This is a genomic window from Pseudomonas sp. CH61, from assembly GCF_059429415.1.
Genome location: NZ_CM182098.1, coordinates 374,861 through 391,100, shown reverse-complemented (window position 1 = coordinate 391,100; position 16,240 = coordinate 374,861). Strand labels below are relative to the sequence as shown.

The 16,240-nt window shown below is 59.6% G+C and carries 13 protein-coding genes; 5 read left to right on the top strand and 8 right to left on the bottom strand.

The window, feature by feature from the left end; translation table 11 throughout:
- The first annotated feature begins 228 nt into the window (after positions 1–228).
- On the top strand, positions 229–1,689 hold the full coding sequence (gene mltF, locus AC5SEM_RS01695; RefSeq protein ID WP_212622915.1) for a membrane-bound lytic murein transglycosylase MltF: 1,461 nt from the start codon (positions 229–231) through the stop codon (positions 1,687–1,689).
- Positions 1,690–1,816: 127 nt separating this feature from the next.
- Here the strand turns inward: mltF and pdxJ are convergent, their stop codons facing one another.
- The 8 genes from pdxJ to lptF all read right to left on the bottom strand — a co-directional run bounded on the left by pdxJ (position 1,817) and on the right by lptF (position 10,225).
- Complete coding sequence (gene pdxJ / locus AC5SEM_RS01690; RefSeq protein WP_038357694.1) at positions 1,817–2,560, bottom strand: pyridoxine 5'-phosphate synthase; 744 nt, start codon at positions 2,558–2,560, stop codon at positions 1,817–1,819.
- 47 nt (positions 2,561–2,607) lie between these two features.
- The gene (gene recO, locus AC5SEM_RS01685; RefSeq protein WP_116028683.1) at positions 2,608–3,297 is read right to left on the bottom strand and encodes a DNA repair protein RecO; all 690 of its coding nucleotides are present in this window, start codon (positions 3,295–3,297) and stop codon (positions 2,608–2,610) included.
- 165 nt (positions 3,298–3,462) lie between these two features.
- The gene (gene era / locus AC5SEM_RS01680; RefSeq protein ID WP_016771562.1) at positions 3,463–4,365 is read right to left on the bottom strand and encodes a GTPase Era; all 903 of its coding nucleotides are present in this window, start codon (positions 4,363–4,365) and stop codon (positions 3,463–3,465) included.
- Positions 4,358–5,047: a ribonuclease III gene (gene rnc, locus AC5SEM_RS01675; protein ID WP_016986099.1), complete on the bottom strand. Its 690-nt coding sequence runs from the start codon at positions 5,045–5,047 to the stop codon at positions 4,358–4,360. The genes era and rnc overlap by 8 nt, the downstream gene beginning before the upstream one ends.
- 169 nt (positions 5,048–5,216) lie before the next feature.
- A complete protein-coding gene (lepB, locus tag AC5SEM_RS01670) occupies positions 5,217–6,071 on the bottom strand; it encodes a signal peptidase I (protein ID WP_007909027.1) in 855 nt (284 codons plus the stop codon).
- Positions 6,072–6,076: 5 nt separating this feature from the next.
- Positions 6,077–7,876 (bottom strand): translation elongation factor 4, encoded by a 1,800-nt coding sequence (gene lepA, locus AC5SEM_RS01665; protein WP_034154800.1) that lies wholly within the window; start codon positions 7,874–7,876, stop codon positions 6,077–6,079.
- A gap of 173 nt (positions 7,877–8,049) precedes the next feature.
- Positions 8,050–9,111 carry an LPS export ABC transporter permease LptG gene (lptG, locus tag AC5SEM_RS01660; RefSeq protein ID WP_034154799.1) on the bottom strand — a complete coding sequence of 354 codons (1,062 nt, stop codon included), beginning with the start codon at positions 9,109–9,111 and terminating at the stop codon, positions 8,050–8,052.
- Positions 9,104–10,225, bottom strand: a complete 1,122-nt coding sequence (gene lptF / locus AC5SEM_RS01655) for an LPS export ABC transporter permease LptF (protein WP_137219209.1) — start codon at positions 10,223–10,225, stop codon at positions 9,104–9,106. The genes lptG and lptF overlap by 8 nt, the downstream gene beginning before the upstream one ends.
- Positions 10,226–10,800: 575 nt before the next feature.
- Between lptF and AC5SEM_RS01650 the strand changes: the two genes are divergently transcribed.
- From AC5SEM_RS01650 to AC5SEM_RS01635, 4 genes are all read left to right on the top strand, one after another.
- The gene (locus AC5SEM_RS01650) at positions 10,801–12,291 is read left to right on the top strand and encodes a leucyl aminopeptidase (RefSeq protein WP_077571238.1); all 1,491 of its coding nucleotides are present in this window, start codon (positions 10,801–10,803) and stop codon (positions 12,289–12,291) included.
- A 57-nt stretch (positions 12,292–12,348) separates the two neighbouring features.
- Positions 12,349–12,777 carry a DNA polymerase III subunit chi gene (locus AC5SEM_RS01645; RefSeq protein WP_141128899.1) on the top strand — a complete coding sequence of 143 codons (429 nt, stop codon included), beginning with the start codon at positions 12,349–12,351 and terminating at the stop codon, positions 12,775–12,777.
- 8 nt (positions 12,778–12,785) lie between these two features.
- A complete protein-coding gene (locus AC5SEM_RS01640) occupies positions 12,786–13,181 on the top strand; it encodes a DNA polymerase III subunit chi (protein WP_116028682.1) in 396 nt (131 codons plus the stop codon).
- 198 nt (positions 13,182–13,379) lie between these two features.
- Positions 13,380–16,226, top strand: a complete 2,847-nt coding sequence (locus AC5SEM_RS01635) for a valine--tRNA ligase (RefSeq protein WP_150749495.1) — start codon at positions 13,380–13,382, stop codon at positions 16,224–16,226.
- Positions 16,227–16,240 lie beyond the last annotated feature (14 nt).

Below are 16,240 nucleotides of genomic sequence, written 5' to 3'. Positions count from 1 at the left end.
GCCCTCAACATCACCCGAAACGCTACGCACGGTTGCACTCGAGTATCAATCTGTGTTTCCGACTTCAGAGTCAGGTAAATCAGCTATTCAGATGCCGCTTATTTTTACTGTAACAAAAAGCCGTAAAGGCCCGTTTCTGCGGGGTTTAGCTCGGTTTTGTGATCGCTAGCAGACTCGCCCTGCACTGTCGAGATATGGCGCCCGCGGCCGTTTGCGTATACTGCGCAGATGTTTTTCCCAACGGCTTTGCGTCCGCGGTACGCCAAATGGCTGATCGCAACCGGACTCTTCCTGATGCTCGGTGGCTGTGTTGATAAACCCAACACACTCGAGCGCGTAAAGGAGGATGGTGTGCTGCGGGTGATTACCCGTAACAGCCCCGCCACCTACTTTCAGGATCGCAGCGGTGAAACCGGCTTCGAATACGAGCTGGTGAAACGCTTCGCCGACGATTTGGGTGTCGAGCTGAAGATCGAGACCGCCGACAACCTCGATGACCTGTTCGATCAGATCGGCAAGCCGAACGGCCCGGTGCTGGCCGCCGCGGGTCTGGTCAGCAGCGAACAGCGCAAGCAGCAAGTGCGCTTCTCGCACTCCTACCTTGAAGTCACCCCGCAGATCATCTATCGCAATGGCCAGTCGCGGCCGACCGATCCCGGTGATCTGGTCGGCAAAAAGATCATGGTGCTTAAAGGCAGCACTCACGCCGAACAACTGGCGGAGCTGAAAAAGAAATTCCCCGCTATCGAATACGAAGAGTCCGACGCAGTTGAAGTGGTCGACCTGCTGCGCATGGTCGATGAAGGTCAGATTGACCTGACTCTGGTCGATTCCAACGAAGTGGCGATGAATCAGGTGTACTTCACCAATATTCGTGTGGCCTTCGACCTCGGCGATGCGCGCAGCCAGAGCTGGGCGGTTGGCCCGGGCGAAGACAACAGCCTGCTCAACGAGATCAACGCGTATCTGGACAAGGTGCAGAAGAACGGCACCCTGCAACGCTTGAAGGATCGTTATTACGGCCACGTCGACGTGCTTGGCTACATGGGCGCCACGACCTTCGCCCAGCACCTGCAGCAGCGCCTGCCGAAATACGAACAGCACTTCAAGAACTACGCGAAGAAAGAGAAAGTCGACTGGCGCCTGCTCGCGGCCATCGGTTATCAGGAATCGTTGTGGCAGCCGACCGTCACCTCGAAAACCGGCGTGCGCGGGTTGATGATGCTGACCCAGAACACCGCGCAGGCGATGGGCGTGTCCAACCGCCTCGACCCGAAGCAAAGCATCATGGGCGGGGCGAAATATCTGGCTTATATGAAGGATCAGCTCGACGATTCGATCAAGGAACCGGATCGCACCTGGTTTGCCCTGGCGGCGTACAACGTCGGCAGCGGTCATCTGGATGACGCGCGCAAACTGACGGCCAAGGAAGGGTTGAACCCGGACAAATGGCTGGACGTGAAAAAGATTCTGCCGCGCCTGTCGCAGAAGCAGTGGTACAGCAAGACGCGTTATGGCTACGCTCGGGGCGGTGAGCCGGTGCATTTTGTGGCGAACATTCGTCGCTACTACGACATTTTGACCTGGGTGACGCAGCCGCAGCTTGAGGGCGATCAGGTGGCAGAAGGCAATCTGCATGTGCCCGGCATCGACAAGTCAAAGCCCACTCAAGAACCTGCCCCGCTCTAAAAAACACCGCAAAAATAAATGTGGGAGCGAGCCTGCTCGCGAAGGCGTCGTGTCAGTCGACATCATCTTTGACTGATACCACGCTTTCGCGAGCAGGCTCGCTCCCACAGTTGTTATGCGGTGACCTTTAGTGCTTGGCAGCCGCCAGGATCAGCGCCTTCATTTCCGATACCGCAGACTTGAAGCCAACGAACAACGCATGCGCCACCAGCGCGTGGCCGATGTTCAGTTCGTTGATGCCCTTGATCGCCGCGACGGCTTCAACGTTGTGGTAATGCAAACCGTGACCCGCGTTAACGATCAGGCCTTGGGCCAGACCAAACGCCACACCGTCCGCCACACGCTTCAGTTCTTCAGCCACTTCGGTCGGGGTTTCGGCATCGGCGTAGCGCCCGGTGTGCAGTTCAATCGCAGGCGCACCGACGCGCTTCGACGCAGCAATCTGCCGCTCGTCCGCATCGATGAACAGCGACACTTCGCTGCCGATCTTCGACAGACGCTCGACCGCTGCCTTGATGCGTTCCTCCTGCCCCGCTACATCCAGACCGCCTTCAGTGGTCAGCTCCTGACGGGTTTCCGGGACCAGGCAAATGTGTGCCGGTCGGATGCGCTCGGCGAACGCCATCATTTCTTCGGTGACGCCCATTTCGAAGTTCATGCGGGTTTGCAGCACATCCTTGAGCAGCAGTACGTCGCGTTCCTGAATGTGCCGACGGTCTTCACGCAGGTGCACGGTGATGCCATCGGCACCCGCCTCTTCCGCGTCCAGTGCAGCCTTGACCGGGTCCGGGTAGCGCGTGCCACGGGCCTGACGCAGGGTGGCGACGTGGTCGATGTTCACGCCAAGAAGAATGCGATTGCTGGTGGTCACGGATGCGCTCCTGAATTGAGAGATTCGGCGCACAGCATACGGGGTGATCAGGGCTTGCGAAACAGTTCGCGACTGACGAGGGGACGACCGCCCAGGTGAACGGCCAGTGCCTGACGCATCAAGCGCTTGGCAGCAGAGAGAGCGCCGGGAGCGGTCCAGTCGGCTTCGGCCATGGCCAATAATTCAACGCCGTTGAACAGGCCTGGTTGCAGCAGGAAGACTCGCTCCAGCCCCGCATCCACTTGCAGGCGATAGAGACCATCTGCCGCGACGGGCTCGCCGTGGATATCGGTGTTCAGGGAAAAACCGTAACCGAGATCGTCCAGCAGTCGCCATTCGAACGAACGTAGCAACGGCTCCAGCGGACGACCTTCAGCCAGTGCCAGCAAGGTCGCGGCGTAGTGATCGAATACACCCGGGTGCGGATCTTCAGCGGGCAGCAGACGGATCAGCAGCTCATTGAGATAGAGCCCACTGAACAGCGCCTCGCCATTGAGCCACGCCGAAGTGCCAGAACTCTCCATGCGCCCGACATTCTTCAACTCACCCTTGCCACGGAATTCGACTTCCAGCGACACGAACGGCCGCGCCAATGTCCCGGCCTTGCCCCGCGCACTGCGCAACACCGCCCGCAGCCGCCCTTGCGGCGTGAGGAAATCCACCAACGCGCTGGTTTCGCGGTAGGCGCGGGAGTGCAGGACGTAGGCGGGTTGGGCGGGAGGCGGGTTTTGCGACATTGAGTTCTCGATGAAGAAACGCAGATTTACACACAACCCAAAACCACTGTGGGAGCGAGCCTGCTCGCGAAAGCGGAGTGACAGTCAACATCAATGCTGAATGTTACATCCCTTCGCGAGCAGGCTCGCTCCCACAGTGGGTATCGGTGTTCTCTGGAACGCTGATTACAGGTCGCCGTAACCCAGCGAACGCAGCGCGCGCTCGTCGTCGGACCAGCCGCCCTTCACCTTCACCCACAGGTTGAGCATGATCTTGGAGTCGAACAGCAGCTCCATATCCTTGCGCGCTTCGGTGCCGATGCGTTTGATGCGCTCGCCCTTGTCGCCAATGATGATCTTCTTCTGGCCGTCACGTTCAACGAGGATCAAAGCGTGGATGTGCAGGGTCTTGCCCTGCTGCTTGAACTCTTCGATTTCGACGGTGATCTGGTACGGCAGCTCGGCGCCCATCTGGCGCATGATTTTCTCGCGCACCAGTTCAGCGGCGAGGAAACGGCTGCTGCGGTCAGTGATCTGGTCTTCCGGGAAGAAGTGATCGTTCTCCGGCAGATGATCAGCGATAACCTTTTCCAGCGCTTCGAGGTTGTGCCCGTGCTGCGCGGAAATCGGAATGATCTGCGCGTTCGGCAGCTGTTCCTGCAACCAGCTGAGGTGCGGCATCAGCTCGGCTTTGTCTTCGATGCGGTCGGTCTTGTTCAGCGCGACGATCAGCGGGCCGGTCACGTACTGCACGCGCTCGAGAACCATCTGGTCTTCGTCGGTCCACTTGGTGCGATCGACCACGAAGATCACCACGTCGACGTCTTTCAACGCCGCCGAAGCGGTTTTGTTCATGTAACGGTTCAGGGCCTTTTCGCCACCCTTGTGCATACCGGGGGTGTCGACGTAGATCGCCTGCACGTCACCTTCGGTTTTGATCCCGAGCATGTTGTGGCGGGTGGTCTGCGGCTTGCGCGAGGTGATCGCGAGCTTCTGGCCGAGGATGTGGTTGAGCAGCGTCGACTTACCGACGTTGGGACGGCCGACGATGGCAACATAGCCACAGCGAGTTGCATTTGTATCAGTCATTGCCATTCTCCACGCCCAGGGCAATCAGTGCTGCAGCGGCCGCTACCTGTTCGGCAATACGACGGCTCACACCCTGACCTCGGCTTTTTTCATTCAGTAAGACAACTTCGCACTCGACGAAGAAGGTTCGGCAGTGCGGCTCGCCCTGGATATCCACCACTTCATAGCGTGGCAGATCGCAACCGCGCGATTGCAGGTGTTCCTGCAGGCGGGTTTTCGGATCCTTGTTGGTGTCGACCAGTGTCAGACCTTCGAACTCACCAGCCAGCCAGGCCAGCACGCGCTCACGCGCCATGTCCATGCCGGCATCGAGGTAGATCGCACCGATCAACGCTTCGAGGGCGTCGGCCAGAATCGATTCGCGACGGAAACCGCCGCTTTTCAACTCGCCGGAGCCCAGTCGCAGGTAATCGCCAAGGTCGAAACCGCGCGCCAGTACGGCCAGCGTCTCACCTTTTACCAGGCGTGCACGTAAACGCGACAACTGGCCTTCGCGGGCCAGCGGGAAGCGATCGAACAGCGCCTCGCCAGCGACGAAGTTGAGGATGGCATCACCAAGGAATTCCAGGCGTTCGTTGTTGCGCCCGGCAAAACTGCGGTGCGTCAGGGCCAACAGCATCAGCTCCTGATCCTTGAAGGTGTAGCCGAGCTGGCGCTCGAGACGGCTTAGAGAAACGCTCACGGTTTACCCACGCTGAGTTCGTGGCTGGATTCCACTGCCATCGCCGGGATGCGGCGCAGGCCTGGGACAATTAACGCTGTGTTCAAAAATTAAATCCTGGCGATTGCGAAGCCGATTGTGCCGGCTCCAGAAATGCATTCGGCGCTGTGGTCAACAGCGCCGTGTGTGATTACTTGATCAGGCCAACCCGCGAGAAATTCGGCAGGTGACTGAGTTTCGGTTCCGGCCAGCTCATCCAGACCGCGAAGGCCTTGCCGACGATATTCTGGTCGGGAACCATGCCCAGCAGATCCTTGGGAATGTTTGGATCATCCCAGTAGCGACTGTCATTCGAATTGTCGCGGTTGTCGCCCATCATGAAGTAGTGCCCGGCAGGCACTGTCCACGAGCGATCCGGCGTGGCGCGGTAGCGGCTCATTTCCTTGCGGATCAGATGCTCGGCCGCGCCCAGTTTCTCTTTGTACAGTTCGGCGCTGCCCAGTGTGCCCGGCTCGGCGCCGACCATCTGCTCGGCAATCGACTCGCCATTGACGAACAGACGCTTGTCGGCGGTGTAACGCACCGTGTCACCCGGCAGGCCGACCACACGTTTGATGTAGTTGACGTTCGGATCGCTCGGGTAGCGGAACACCATCACATCGCCGCGCTGCGGATCACCGACTTCGATGATTTTCTTGTCGATCACCGGCAGGCGGATCCCGTAAGAAAACTTGTTCACCAGAATGAAGTCGCCGACGTCCAGGGTTGGCTTCATCGAACCCGAAGGGATCTGGAACGGCTCCACGAGGAACGAACGCAGCACCAGCACGATGAACAACACCGGGAAGAACGACTTGCCGTATTCAACCAGCAGCGGTTCTTTGTTCAGTTTTTCAACGACTACCCCGTCAGGCTGGCTGACGCTGCCTTGATAAGAGGCAATGGCAGCACGCCGACGCGGTGCCAGGATCAACAGATCAAGCAACGCCAACAGGCCGCAGACGAACACGGCGATGACCAGCAACAGCGGGAAATTTAGTGACATAGGACCTAACTATCCAACCTGAGCACGGCAAGGAAGGCTTCTTGTGGAATTTCCACGTTGCCGACCTGCTTCATGCGTTTCTTACCGGCCTTTTGCTTCTCGAGCAGTTTCTTCTTACGGCTGACGTCACCACCGTAGCATTTGGCCAATACGTTCTTTCTGAGCGCCTTGACGGTTGTCCGGGCAACGATCTGACCACCGATGGCGGCCTGAATGGCTACGTCGAACATCTGACGAGGAATCAGTTCTTTCATCTTCTCGGTCAACTGGCGACCTTTGTAGTGCGAGTTGTCACGGTGCACGATCAATGCGAGGGCATCGACCTTGTCGCCGTTGATCAGCACGTCCAGTTTCACCAGATTAGCCGATTGGTAACGGTCGAAATGGTAATCCAGCGAAGCATAGCCGCGACTGGTGGATTTGAGACGGTCGAAGAAGTCCAGCACCACTTCGTTCATCGGCAGGTCGTAAGTGACTTGCACCTGATTGCCGAGGAACAGCATGTCGACTTGAACGCCACGCTTCTCGATGCACAGGGTGATGACGTTACCCAAGTGCTCTTGCGGCACGAGGATATTGGCGCGCACGATTGGCTCGCGCATGTCTTCGATCGACGACACATCCGGAAGCTTGGACGGGTTGTCAACGTAAATCGTTTCACCGGTTTTCAGCACCAGTTCGAAAATAACCGTTGGCGCGGTGGTGATCAGGTCCAGGTCGTATTCGCGCTCGAGACGCTCCTGAATGATCTCCATGTGCAGCATGCCAAGGAAGCCGCAACGGAAGCCGAAGCCCAGTGCGTCGGAGCTTTCCGGGGTGTACTGCAGCGACGAGTCGTTGAGGGTCAGCTTCTGCAGCGCTTCGCGGAAATCTTCGAAGTCGTCGGAGCTGACCGGGAACAGACCGGCGTAAACCTGTGGCTGGATGCGTTTGAAGCCTGGCAGCACTTCAACGTCCGGGGTGGAACTCAGGGTCAGGGTGTCACCGACCGGTGCACCGTGAATGTCCTTGATGCTGGCGATGATGAAGCCCACTTCGCCGGCCTTCAGATCTGTAGTAGCGGTGTGCTTCGGGTTGAACACGCCAACGCTGTCGACCAGATGGATCTTGCCGGTGGACTTGACGAGGATCTTGTCGCCCTTCTTCACGCGACCATGACGCACGCGCACCAGGGAGACAACGCCCAGGTAGTTGTCGAACCAGGAGTCGATGATCAACGCTTGCAGCGGATCTTCGATGTTGCCGGTCGGCGCAGGAATGGTGTGCACCAGACGTTCGAGCACTTCGTCGACACCCAGGCCGGTCTTGGCGCTGCAGGTGACGGCGTCGGTGGCGTCGATGCCGATGATCTTCTCGATTTCGTCTTTGACGCGATCAGGATCAGCCTGCGGCAGGTCGATCTTGTTCAGCACCGGCATGACCTCAAGGCCCTGCTCGATGGCGGTGTAGCAGTTGGCCACGGACTGGGCTTCAACGCCTTGACCGGCGTCGACCACCAGCAGCGCACCTTCACAGGCAGCCAGGGAACGGCTGACTTCATAGGTGAAGTCGACGTGGCCCGGGGTGTCAATGAAGTTCAGCTGATACTTGATGCCGTCTTTGGCGGTGTAGTAGAGGGTAACGCTGTGGGCCTTGATGGTGATCCCGCGTTCACGCTCCAGATCCATGGAGTCCAGTACCTGGGCTTCCATTTCACGCTCGGCCAGGCCGCCGCACATCTGGATGAAGCGATCGGCCAGCGTCGACTTGCCATGGTCAATGTGGGCGATGATGGAGAAATTGCGGATATGACTCAAATCACTCACGGATCAACACTCAAAAAGGCTGCAGGCATAGCCCGCCGAAAAATAGCCGGGAATTGTACCTGATACACGGCGCAAGCGTCACGTTCGCCTGTCACCCGGATTGCATGCAAAAACGCCCCGATCTGTCGATCGAGGCGTTTTCGAGGTTTAAAGCACAGATCAATCGCCTGTCATCAACCGGCTCTTCGCAGCAGCCAGACACCCGCCAGCGCACAGACACCGGCCGGCACCAGCACCGCAAACAGCGGCGAGAAACCGAACACCAGGCTCGACGGGCCGAGCAAATCCTGGACGATACGGAAGGTGAAGCCCACCAGCACGCCGGTGAACACGCGCTGGCCAAGGGTCACCGAGCGTAGCGGGCCGAAGATGAAGGAGATCGCCATCAGTACCAGTGCAGCGGTCACCAGCGGCTGCAACACCTTGACCCAAAATGCCAGCCAGTAACGGCCGTTGCTCAGGCCTTGCTCGGACAGGTAGTGGATGTAACCCCACAGGCCGCTGATCGACAGCGATTCCGGGGCCATGACCACGGTGCTGAGCAATTGCGGACTCAACGCCACGTCCCATTGCTCGCTTGGGGTATTGACGACTTCGGTGCTGCGCTCATGGAACAGCGTGGTGGCAACGTCGGTGAGCTGCCACTTGGTGCCATCGAACTCAGCCTTTTTGGCGAAGCTCGAACTGAGCAGATGGCGCTCCTTGTCGAAGTGATAACGAGTCACGCCGTACAGCAAGCCGTTGGGTTGCACGGCGTTGATGTGGATAAATTCCTCACCCTGACGGTGCCACATACCGTGCTTGGCGCTTTGCGCGTCGCCGCTGCCTTGCGCCAGCGAACGGTTGGCCTGCGCCATGCTTTCGGTCGCCGGAGCGACGTATTCGCCGATCAGCACGCCCGCCAGCATCAGCACCAGCATTGGCTTCATGACAGCCCAGACGATACGCCCGATGGACACGCCCGCAGCGCGCATGACCGTCAGTTCACTGCTGCTGGCCAGACTGCCGAGGCCGATCAGGCAGCCGATCAATGCGGCCATTGGCAACATTTCGTAGAGACGGCGCGGCGCGGTCAGCAATACAAAGCTCAGAACATCGACCAGCGTGTAGGTATCGCTGACGTCGCCCATCTCATCGATAAAGGCAAACAAGGTTGCCAGACCGAGAATGATTGCCAGCACGGCGATGATCGCCATGAACACGCTGCTGCCGATGTAGCGGTCGAGTTTAACCACGAGCCACCTCCAGCGCTGCAGCGCGACGGCTGGCCATCTTCAGACGCAGCGGCTCCCAATAGAGCAGGCCGAGACCGATGAACAGGAAGATCGCGTGCACCCACCACAGGCCGAGGGCCGGCGGGATCTTGCCCTTCTCAAGGGCGCCGCGGGCGGCAATCAGGATGGTCAGGTAAGCCATATAAAGAAGAATCGCCGGCAGCAGCTTGAGGAAACGCCCTTGGCGCGGATTGACTCGCGACAGCGGCACCGCCATCAGGGTCACGATAAACACCAGCAGCGGCAGGGACAAACGCCATTGCAGTTCGGTTTTGGAGCGGATGTCATCGCTGCCCAGCAGAGACGAGGTCGGCATGGCGTCACGATCGGTGACTTCTTCGCTGACGTCTGGCTTGGGCAACAGCACACCGTAGGTTTCGTAGTGAATAGCGCGGTAATCGGCCTGACCCGGGCTGCCGTCGTAGCGATAGCCGTTATCGAGGATCAGATAGCGGTTGCCGTCGGGGCGCACTTCCTGGCGACCGCTTTCGGCCACCAGCACGGAAATCCCGCGGTCCTTCTGATTGGCGCCGAGGTTTTTCTGCGAGATGAATACGCTGCCCAAATTGACGCGATCGTCGCTCAACGTTTCGGTGTAAGTCACTCGAGTGCCGTCACGCAAGGCCTGGAAGCGACCCGGTTCGAGGGTATCGAACTCGGTCAGCGCGTCTTGCTTGTTCAGCAGCAACTGGAACTGGTTGGCGCCTTGCGGGGCCAGGCCCAGGCTCAGCCACGCCACCACCAGTGCAACCAGCGTCGCCGGGAACAGGGTCATGCGAAACAGCTTCTGCTGACTCATGCCGGTGGCCGAGAGCACGGTCATCTCGCTTTCCAGATACAGGCGACCGTAGGCCAGCAGGATCCCGAGGAACAGGCCCAGCGGCAGAATCAGCTGCAGGAAACCCGGCAGGCGATAGCCCATGATCAGGAACAACGAGCCCGGATCGAGCTGGCCGGCAGCGGCCTGAGCCAGATATTTGATGAAGCGACCGCTCATGATGATGACCAGCAGCACAGCACTCACGGCGCTGAGGGTCAACAGGACTTCGCGGGACAGATAACGGAAGACGATCAAACCAGACACTCCAGGGTTGTCAGGCTAAGGCGGCCAAACAAGCAAACACATCGACCGGCCCGCAACGCAGAGCCGTCGAAAAAAGATGCGGCATTATCCTGTGATTGAGGGCGCCTGTCACTGCGCACACTCATCCATGTCTGTAATCCTTTGCAGATCGTACAACCTAGGGGGCGTTCTCAATTAGTTTTCACACCGCGCCGGGTCTGCTGTTGTGCAGGGCAAGGCGCGAGAAGCGTGGTTTGGTCATTCCAAATAAGCTTCGAGCAACGCAGCCCTGCACAACAGCAGGCCCGGCCCTTCGGCTTGTGCCTTAAAGCCGGCCAGTCTGCGTTGCAGGCCTTGGAAAGGGAACAACCATTCCCAGCGGCCTGCGCCTTGCCTGGCTGGCTTTAAGGCGACAACGCGGTGTGAAAACTAATTGAGAACACCCCTAGGGTTGTCAGGCGCGGGGAGCGAGGTTCAAACTGCGGCCCTTGTCGCAGGCTTTGGCCTGCGCCTCTTCTATCTATAAGCAGGCGACTGCGGCCTCCGTCGAACGCCTGCGTGTTGACCATTCATTCAGGGATCCGGACATGGAACTGGTTGTAAAAAGCGTTAGCCCAGAAACGTTGAAAACCGCCACCCTGGTGGTTGCCGTCGGCGAAGGCCGCAAACTCGGCGTCGCCGCCAAACAAGTCGACGAACTGAGCGGTGGTGCAATCAGCGCCGTGCTCAAGCGTGGCGATCTGGCTGGTAAAGTCGGTCAAAGCCTGCTGCTGCACAGCCTGCCGAACCTCAAAGCCGAGCGCGTGCTGCTGGTCGGCGTAGGCAAGGATGAGGAACTGGGCGATCGTCCGTTCCGTAAAATCGTGGCCGGCATCCTCAACACTTTGAAGGGTCTGGGCGGCAGCGACGCCGTGCTGGCGCTGGATGAAGTTATTGTCAAAAACCGTGACAGCTACGGCAAAACCCGTCTGCTGGCAGAAACCCTGGTCGATGGTGAATACACCTTCGACCAGTTCAAGAGCCAGAAAGCCGAACCGCGCGCCCTGAAGAAAATCACCCTGCTGACCATCAAGGCCGCGCAAGCCGAAGTGCAACGCGCCGTGAACCACGCCACCGCGATCGCCAACGGCATGGCGTTCACCCGCGATCTGGGTAACCTGCCGCCGAACATCTGCCACCCGACCTTCCTCGGCGAACAAGCCAAGAATCTGGGCAAAGAGTTCAAGGATCTGAAAGTCGAAGTCCTCGACGAGAAGAAGATCAAATCCCTCGGTATGGGCTCGTTCTACGCCGTCGGCCAGGGCAGCGAGCAACCGCCGCGCCTGATCGTCATGCAATACAACGGCGGCAAGAAATCCGAGAAGCCGTACGCACTGGTCGGTAAAGGCATCACCTTCGACACCGGCGGCATCAGCCTGAAACCAGGCGCCGGCATGGACGAAATGAAGTACGACATGGGCGGCGCGGCCTCCGTGTTCGGTACCCTGCGTGCCGTACTTGAACTGAAACTGCCGATCAACCTAGTGTGCATTCTCGCCTGCGCAGAGAACATGCCGAGCGGCAACGCGACCCGTCCGGGCGATATCGTCACCACCATGAGCGGCCAGACCGTGGAAATCCTCAATACCGACGCCGAAGGCCGTCTGGTGCTGTGCGATGCGCTGACCTACTCCGAGCGTTTCAAGCCGCAAGCGGTGATCGACATCGCCACCCTGACCGGCGCCTGCGTCGTGGCACTGGGTGCGCACACCTCGGGCCTGCTGGGCAACAACGACGAACTGATCGACCAACTGCTGAGCGCCGGTAAAGCCGCTGATGACCGCGCCTGGCAATTGCCGCTGTTCGACGAATACCAGGAGCAACTGGACAGCCCGTTCGCCGACATCGCCAACATTGGCGGGCCGAAAGCCGGGACCATCACGGCTGCATGTTTCCTGTCGCGCTTCACCAAGAACCTCAACTGGGCGCACCTGGACATCGCGGGCACCGCATGGACCAGCGGCGGCAAGGACAAAGGCGCAACCGGCCGTCCGGTGCCTCTGCTGACCCAGTACCTGCTGGATCGCGCCAAAGCCTGAACCCGCTGACGGGCGGCGTTACCTTCGGGTGACGCCGCTTGCTGCTCTGGAACCGCAATGACCAAAGTCGACTTCTATATCCTGCCCAGCGCCGACCCTTCGGCTCGCCTGGACTTTGCCTGCAAGCTCACCGAGAAAGCCTGGCGCATGGGCCACCGCATCTACCTGCATTGCAGCGATGCCGCCCAGCGTGATGATCTCGATGCGCGCCTTTGGGCATTCAAGGGCGAAACGTTCGTGCCGCATGGCCCGGCAGACAGCGAACCGGACGGTTTGATCGTTTTGGGTCTGGGTGACGACTGCGGTCTGCATCAGGATTTACTGGTCAATCTCGATCTGAAAGTCCCGGCCTTCGCCAACAAATTCGCCCGGGTGGCGGAAGTGGTGGTCGAAGATCCGACGATTCGGGCGGCCGCGCGGGAGAGTTTCCGTTTCTACCGCGAACAGGGCTATCCTCTGCAAGATCACCGTTTACAGCGACTCTGAGCATTCCAATGGACACTCCGAAACCGCAGCAAAAGTCCGCACACCTGCTGGACGATCTCGAATCGATCCGCCAGTTGCTCGGCGACGACAACCTGCAACCACCTCTGTTGACCGACACGGTCGATGATGGCGAACAGGAACAGATTCCGATGTTGTTCGATTCGGTCGGCAACGAGCCGGCCGCTGTCGAACCACCACCCGCGCCAGCTCCGACACCCGCCGCGCCACCGACGGCACCTGTGAATAAAGGCCCGGACGCCCTGCTCCACCTCGACAGCGAACTGCGCGCCGCCGCGCAATTGATCATGCAAGACGTGATCGACGACTTCGCCCCGCACATCGAAACCGAAATCAAACGCCGGCTCGATGCACGGATGGAACGACTGCTCAGCCAGTACGAATAACCCCCAACCCCCTGTGGGAGCCAGCCTGCTGGCGATAGCAGCACCTCGGTTTTCCTGAAAAACCGCAGCGCCAGCATCGCGAGCAGGCTCACTCCTACATTTAGATCCCCTCCGGGCCCGCCCCGCTCGCCCTCGGCCCCATGCCCCGCTATACTCGTCGGCTTTTCCTGAATTAATGCCAATAGGGTCCCGCCGCGCATGGATAAGACCTACCAGCCGCACGCCATTGAAACTTCCTGGTACAACACCTGGGAGTCCGAGAACTACTTCGCCCCGCAAGGCGCGGGCGACTCCTACACCATCATGATCCCGCCGCCGAACGTCACCGGCAGCCTGCACATGGGTCACGGTTTCAACAACGCGATCATGGACGCCCTGATCCGTTTCCGCCGCATGCAGGGTCGCAACACCCTGTGGCAACCGGGCACCGACCACGCTGGTATCGCCACGCAGATGCTGGTGGAGCGTCAACTCGAGGCCCAGGGCCAGAATCGCCATGATCTGGGCCGCGAAAAATTCCTCGAGAAAGTCTGGGAGTGGAAGGATCAGTCCGGCGGCAACATCAGCCGTCAGATCCGCCGTCTCGGCTCGTCCGTTGACTGGAGCCGCGAGCGCTTCACCATGGACGACGGCCTCTCGGAAGCGGTTAAAGAAGCCTTCGTACGCCTGCACGAAGACGGCCTGATCTATCGCGGCAAGCGCCTGGTCAACTGGGACACCAAACTGCACACGGCGATTTCCGACCTCGAAGTGGAAAACCACGACGAGAAAGGTTTCCTGTGGAACCTCAAGTACCCGCTGGCCGACGGCGCGAAAACCGCTGATGGCAACGATTTCCTGATCGTCGCGACCACCCGTCCGGAAACCATGCTCGGCGACTCCGCCGTCGCGGTGAATCCGAACGATGAGCGCTACCAGGCCTTGATCGGCAAGTTTGTCGAGCTGCCGCTGGTTGGCCGCCGCATACCGATCATCGCCGACGATTACTGCGATCCTGAATTCGGCACCGGCTGCGTAAAAATCACCCCGGCCCACGATTTCAACGACTACGAAGTCGGCAAGCGTCATAACCTGCCGCTGCTGAACATCTTCGACAAGAACGCCAACGTGCTGCCGGCAGCCCAAGTGTTCAACCTCGACGGCACGCTGAACGACAGCATCGATGGCGCGATTCCGGCTGAATACGCCGGTCTTGAGCGTTTCGAAGCGCGCAAGCAGATCGTTGCTGCGTTCGATGCCGCCGGCCTGCTGGTCAGTGTCAACGACCACGGCCTGAAAGTACCGAAAGGCGACCGCTCCGGCACCATCATCGAGCCGTGGCTGACCGACCAGTGGTACGTGTCGACCAAGCCTTTGGCCGAGCCTGCGATTGCCGCGGTTGAAGACGGTCGTATCCAGTTCGTGCCGAAGCAGTACGAAAACATGTACTTCTCGTGGATGCGCGACATCCAGGATTGGTGCATCAGCCGTCAGCTGTGGTGGGGCCACCGGATTCCGGCCTGGTACGACGAGTCGGGCAAGGTCTACGTCGGTCGCGACGAAGCCGAAGTGCGCGCCAAGCACAACCTCGGCCCGGACGTTGCGCTGCAACAGGACAACGACGTACTCGACACCTGGTTCAGTTCCGGCCTGTGGACGTTCTCCACCCTGGGCTGGCCTGAGCAGACCGAATTCCTGAAGAAATTCCACTCCACCGACGTACTGGTGACGGGCTTCGACATCATTTTCTTCTGGGTTGCCCGGATGATCATGCTGACCATGCACCTGATCAAGAACGAAGACGGCACCCCGCAAGTGCCGTTCAAGACCGTTTATGTGCACGGTCTGGTGCGCGATGGTCAGGGCCAGAAGATGTCCAAGTCCAAGGGCAACGTCCTTGACCCGCTGGACATCATCGACGGCATCGAGCTGGAAGAACTGGTGCAGAAGCGCACCTCCGGCCTGATGCAGCCGAAACTGGCGAAGAAGATCGAGAAGCAGACCCGCGACGAGTTCGCCGACGGCATCGCCAGCTACGGCACCGATGCGCTGCGCTTCACCTTCTGCTCGCTGGCGTCGACCGGTCGCGACATCAAGTTCGACATGGGCCGCGTTGAAGGCTATCGCAACTTCTGCAACAAGATCTGGAACGCTGCGCGTTACGTTCTGGACAAGGGCGAAGACTGCGGCCAGAACGGCGAAGCCTACGAGCTGTCGCTGGCGGATCGCTGGATCATCTCGCAACTGCAACGCACCGAAGCCGAAGTGACCCGTCAACTCGATCAGTTCCGTTTCGACCTCGCCGCGCAAGCGCTCTACGAGTTCATCTGGAACCAGTACTGCGACTGGTACCTGGAACTGTCCAAGCCAGTGCTGTGGGACGAGAATGCGCCGGTTGAACGTCAGCGCGGTACTCGCCGTACGCTGGTTCGCGTACTGGAAGTGGCATTGCGTCTGGCGCATCCGTTCATGCCGTTCATCACTGAAGAAATCTGGCAGCGCATTGCGCCGCTGGCCGGTATTCAGGGCAAGACGATCATGCTGCAAGCGTGGCCAGTGGCCAACGAAGAGCGCATTGATCCGGCCGCCGAAGACGACATCGAATGGCTCAAGGAACTGATGCTCGGCACGCGTAACATCCGTGGCGAAATGAACATCGGCCCGGGCAAGCCGCTGCCGATCTACCTGAAGAACGTCAGCGCTGAAGACCAGCGCCGCCTGACCGAGAACGAAGCGCTGCTGAAGAAGCTGGCGCGTCTGGAATCGATCACCGTTCTACAGGCTGGTGAAGAAGCACCGCTGTCCGCCACCGCTCTGGTTGGCGAGATGGAAGTGCTGGTGCCGATGGCCGGCCTGATCGACAAGGGCGCTGAACTGGCGCGTCTGGACAAGGAAATCCTGCGTCTGCAGGGCGAAGTCCAGCGCGTTGGCGGCAAACTGTCCAACGCCGGTTTCGTCGACAAGGCCCCGGCCGAAGTCATCGAGAAGGAACGCGCCAAACTGGCCGAGGCTGAACAAGCCCTGGGCAAACTGGCCGAGCAGCATGCGCGGATTGCCAGCCTGTAACGGCAAATCGCATT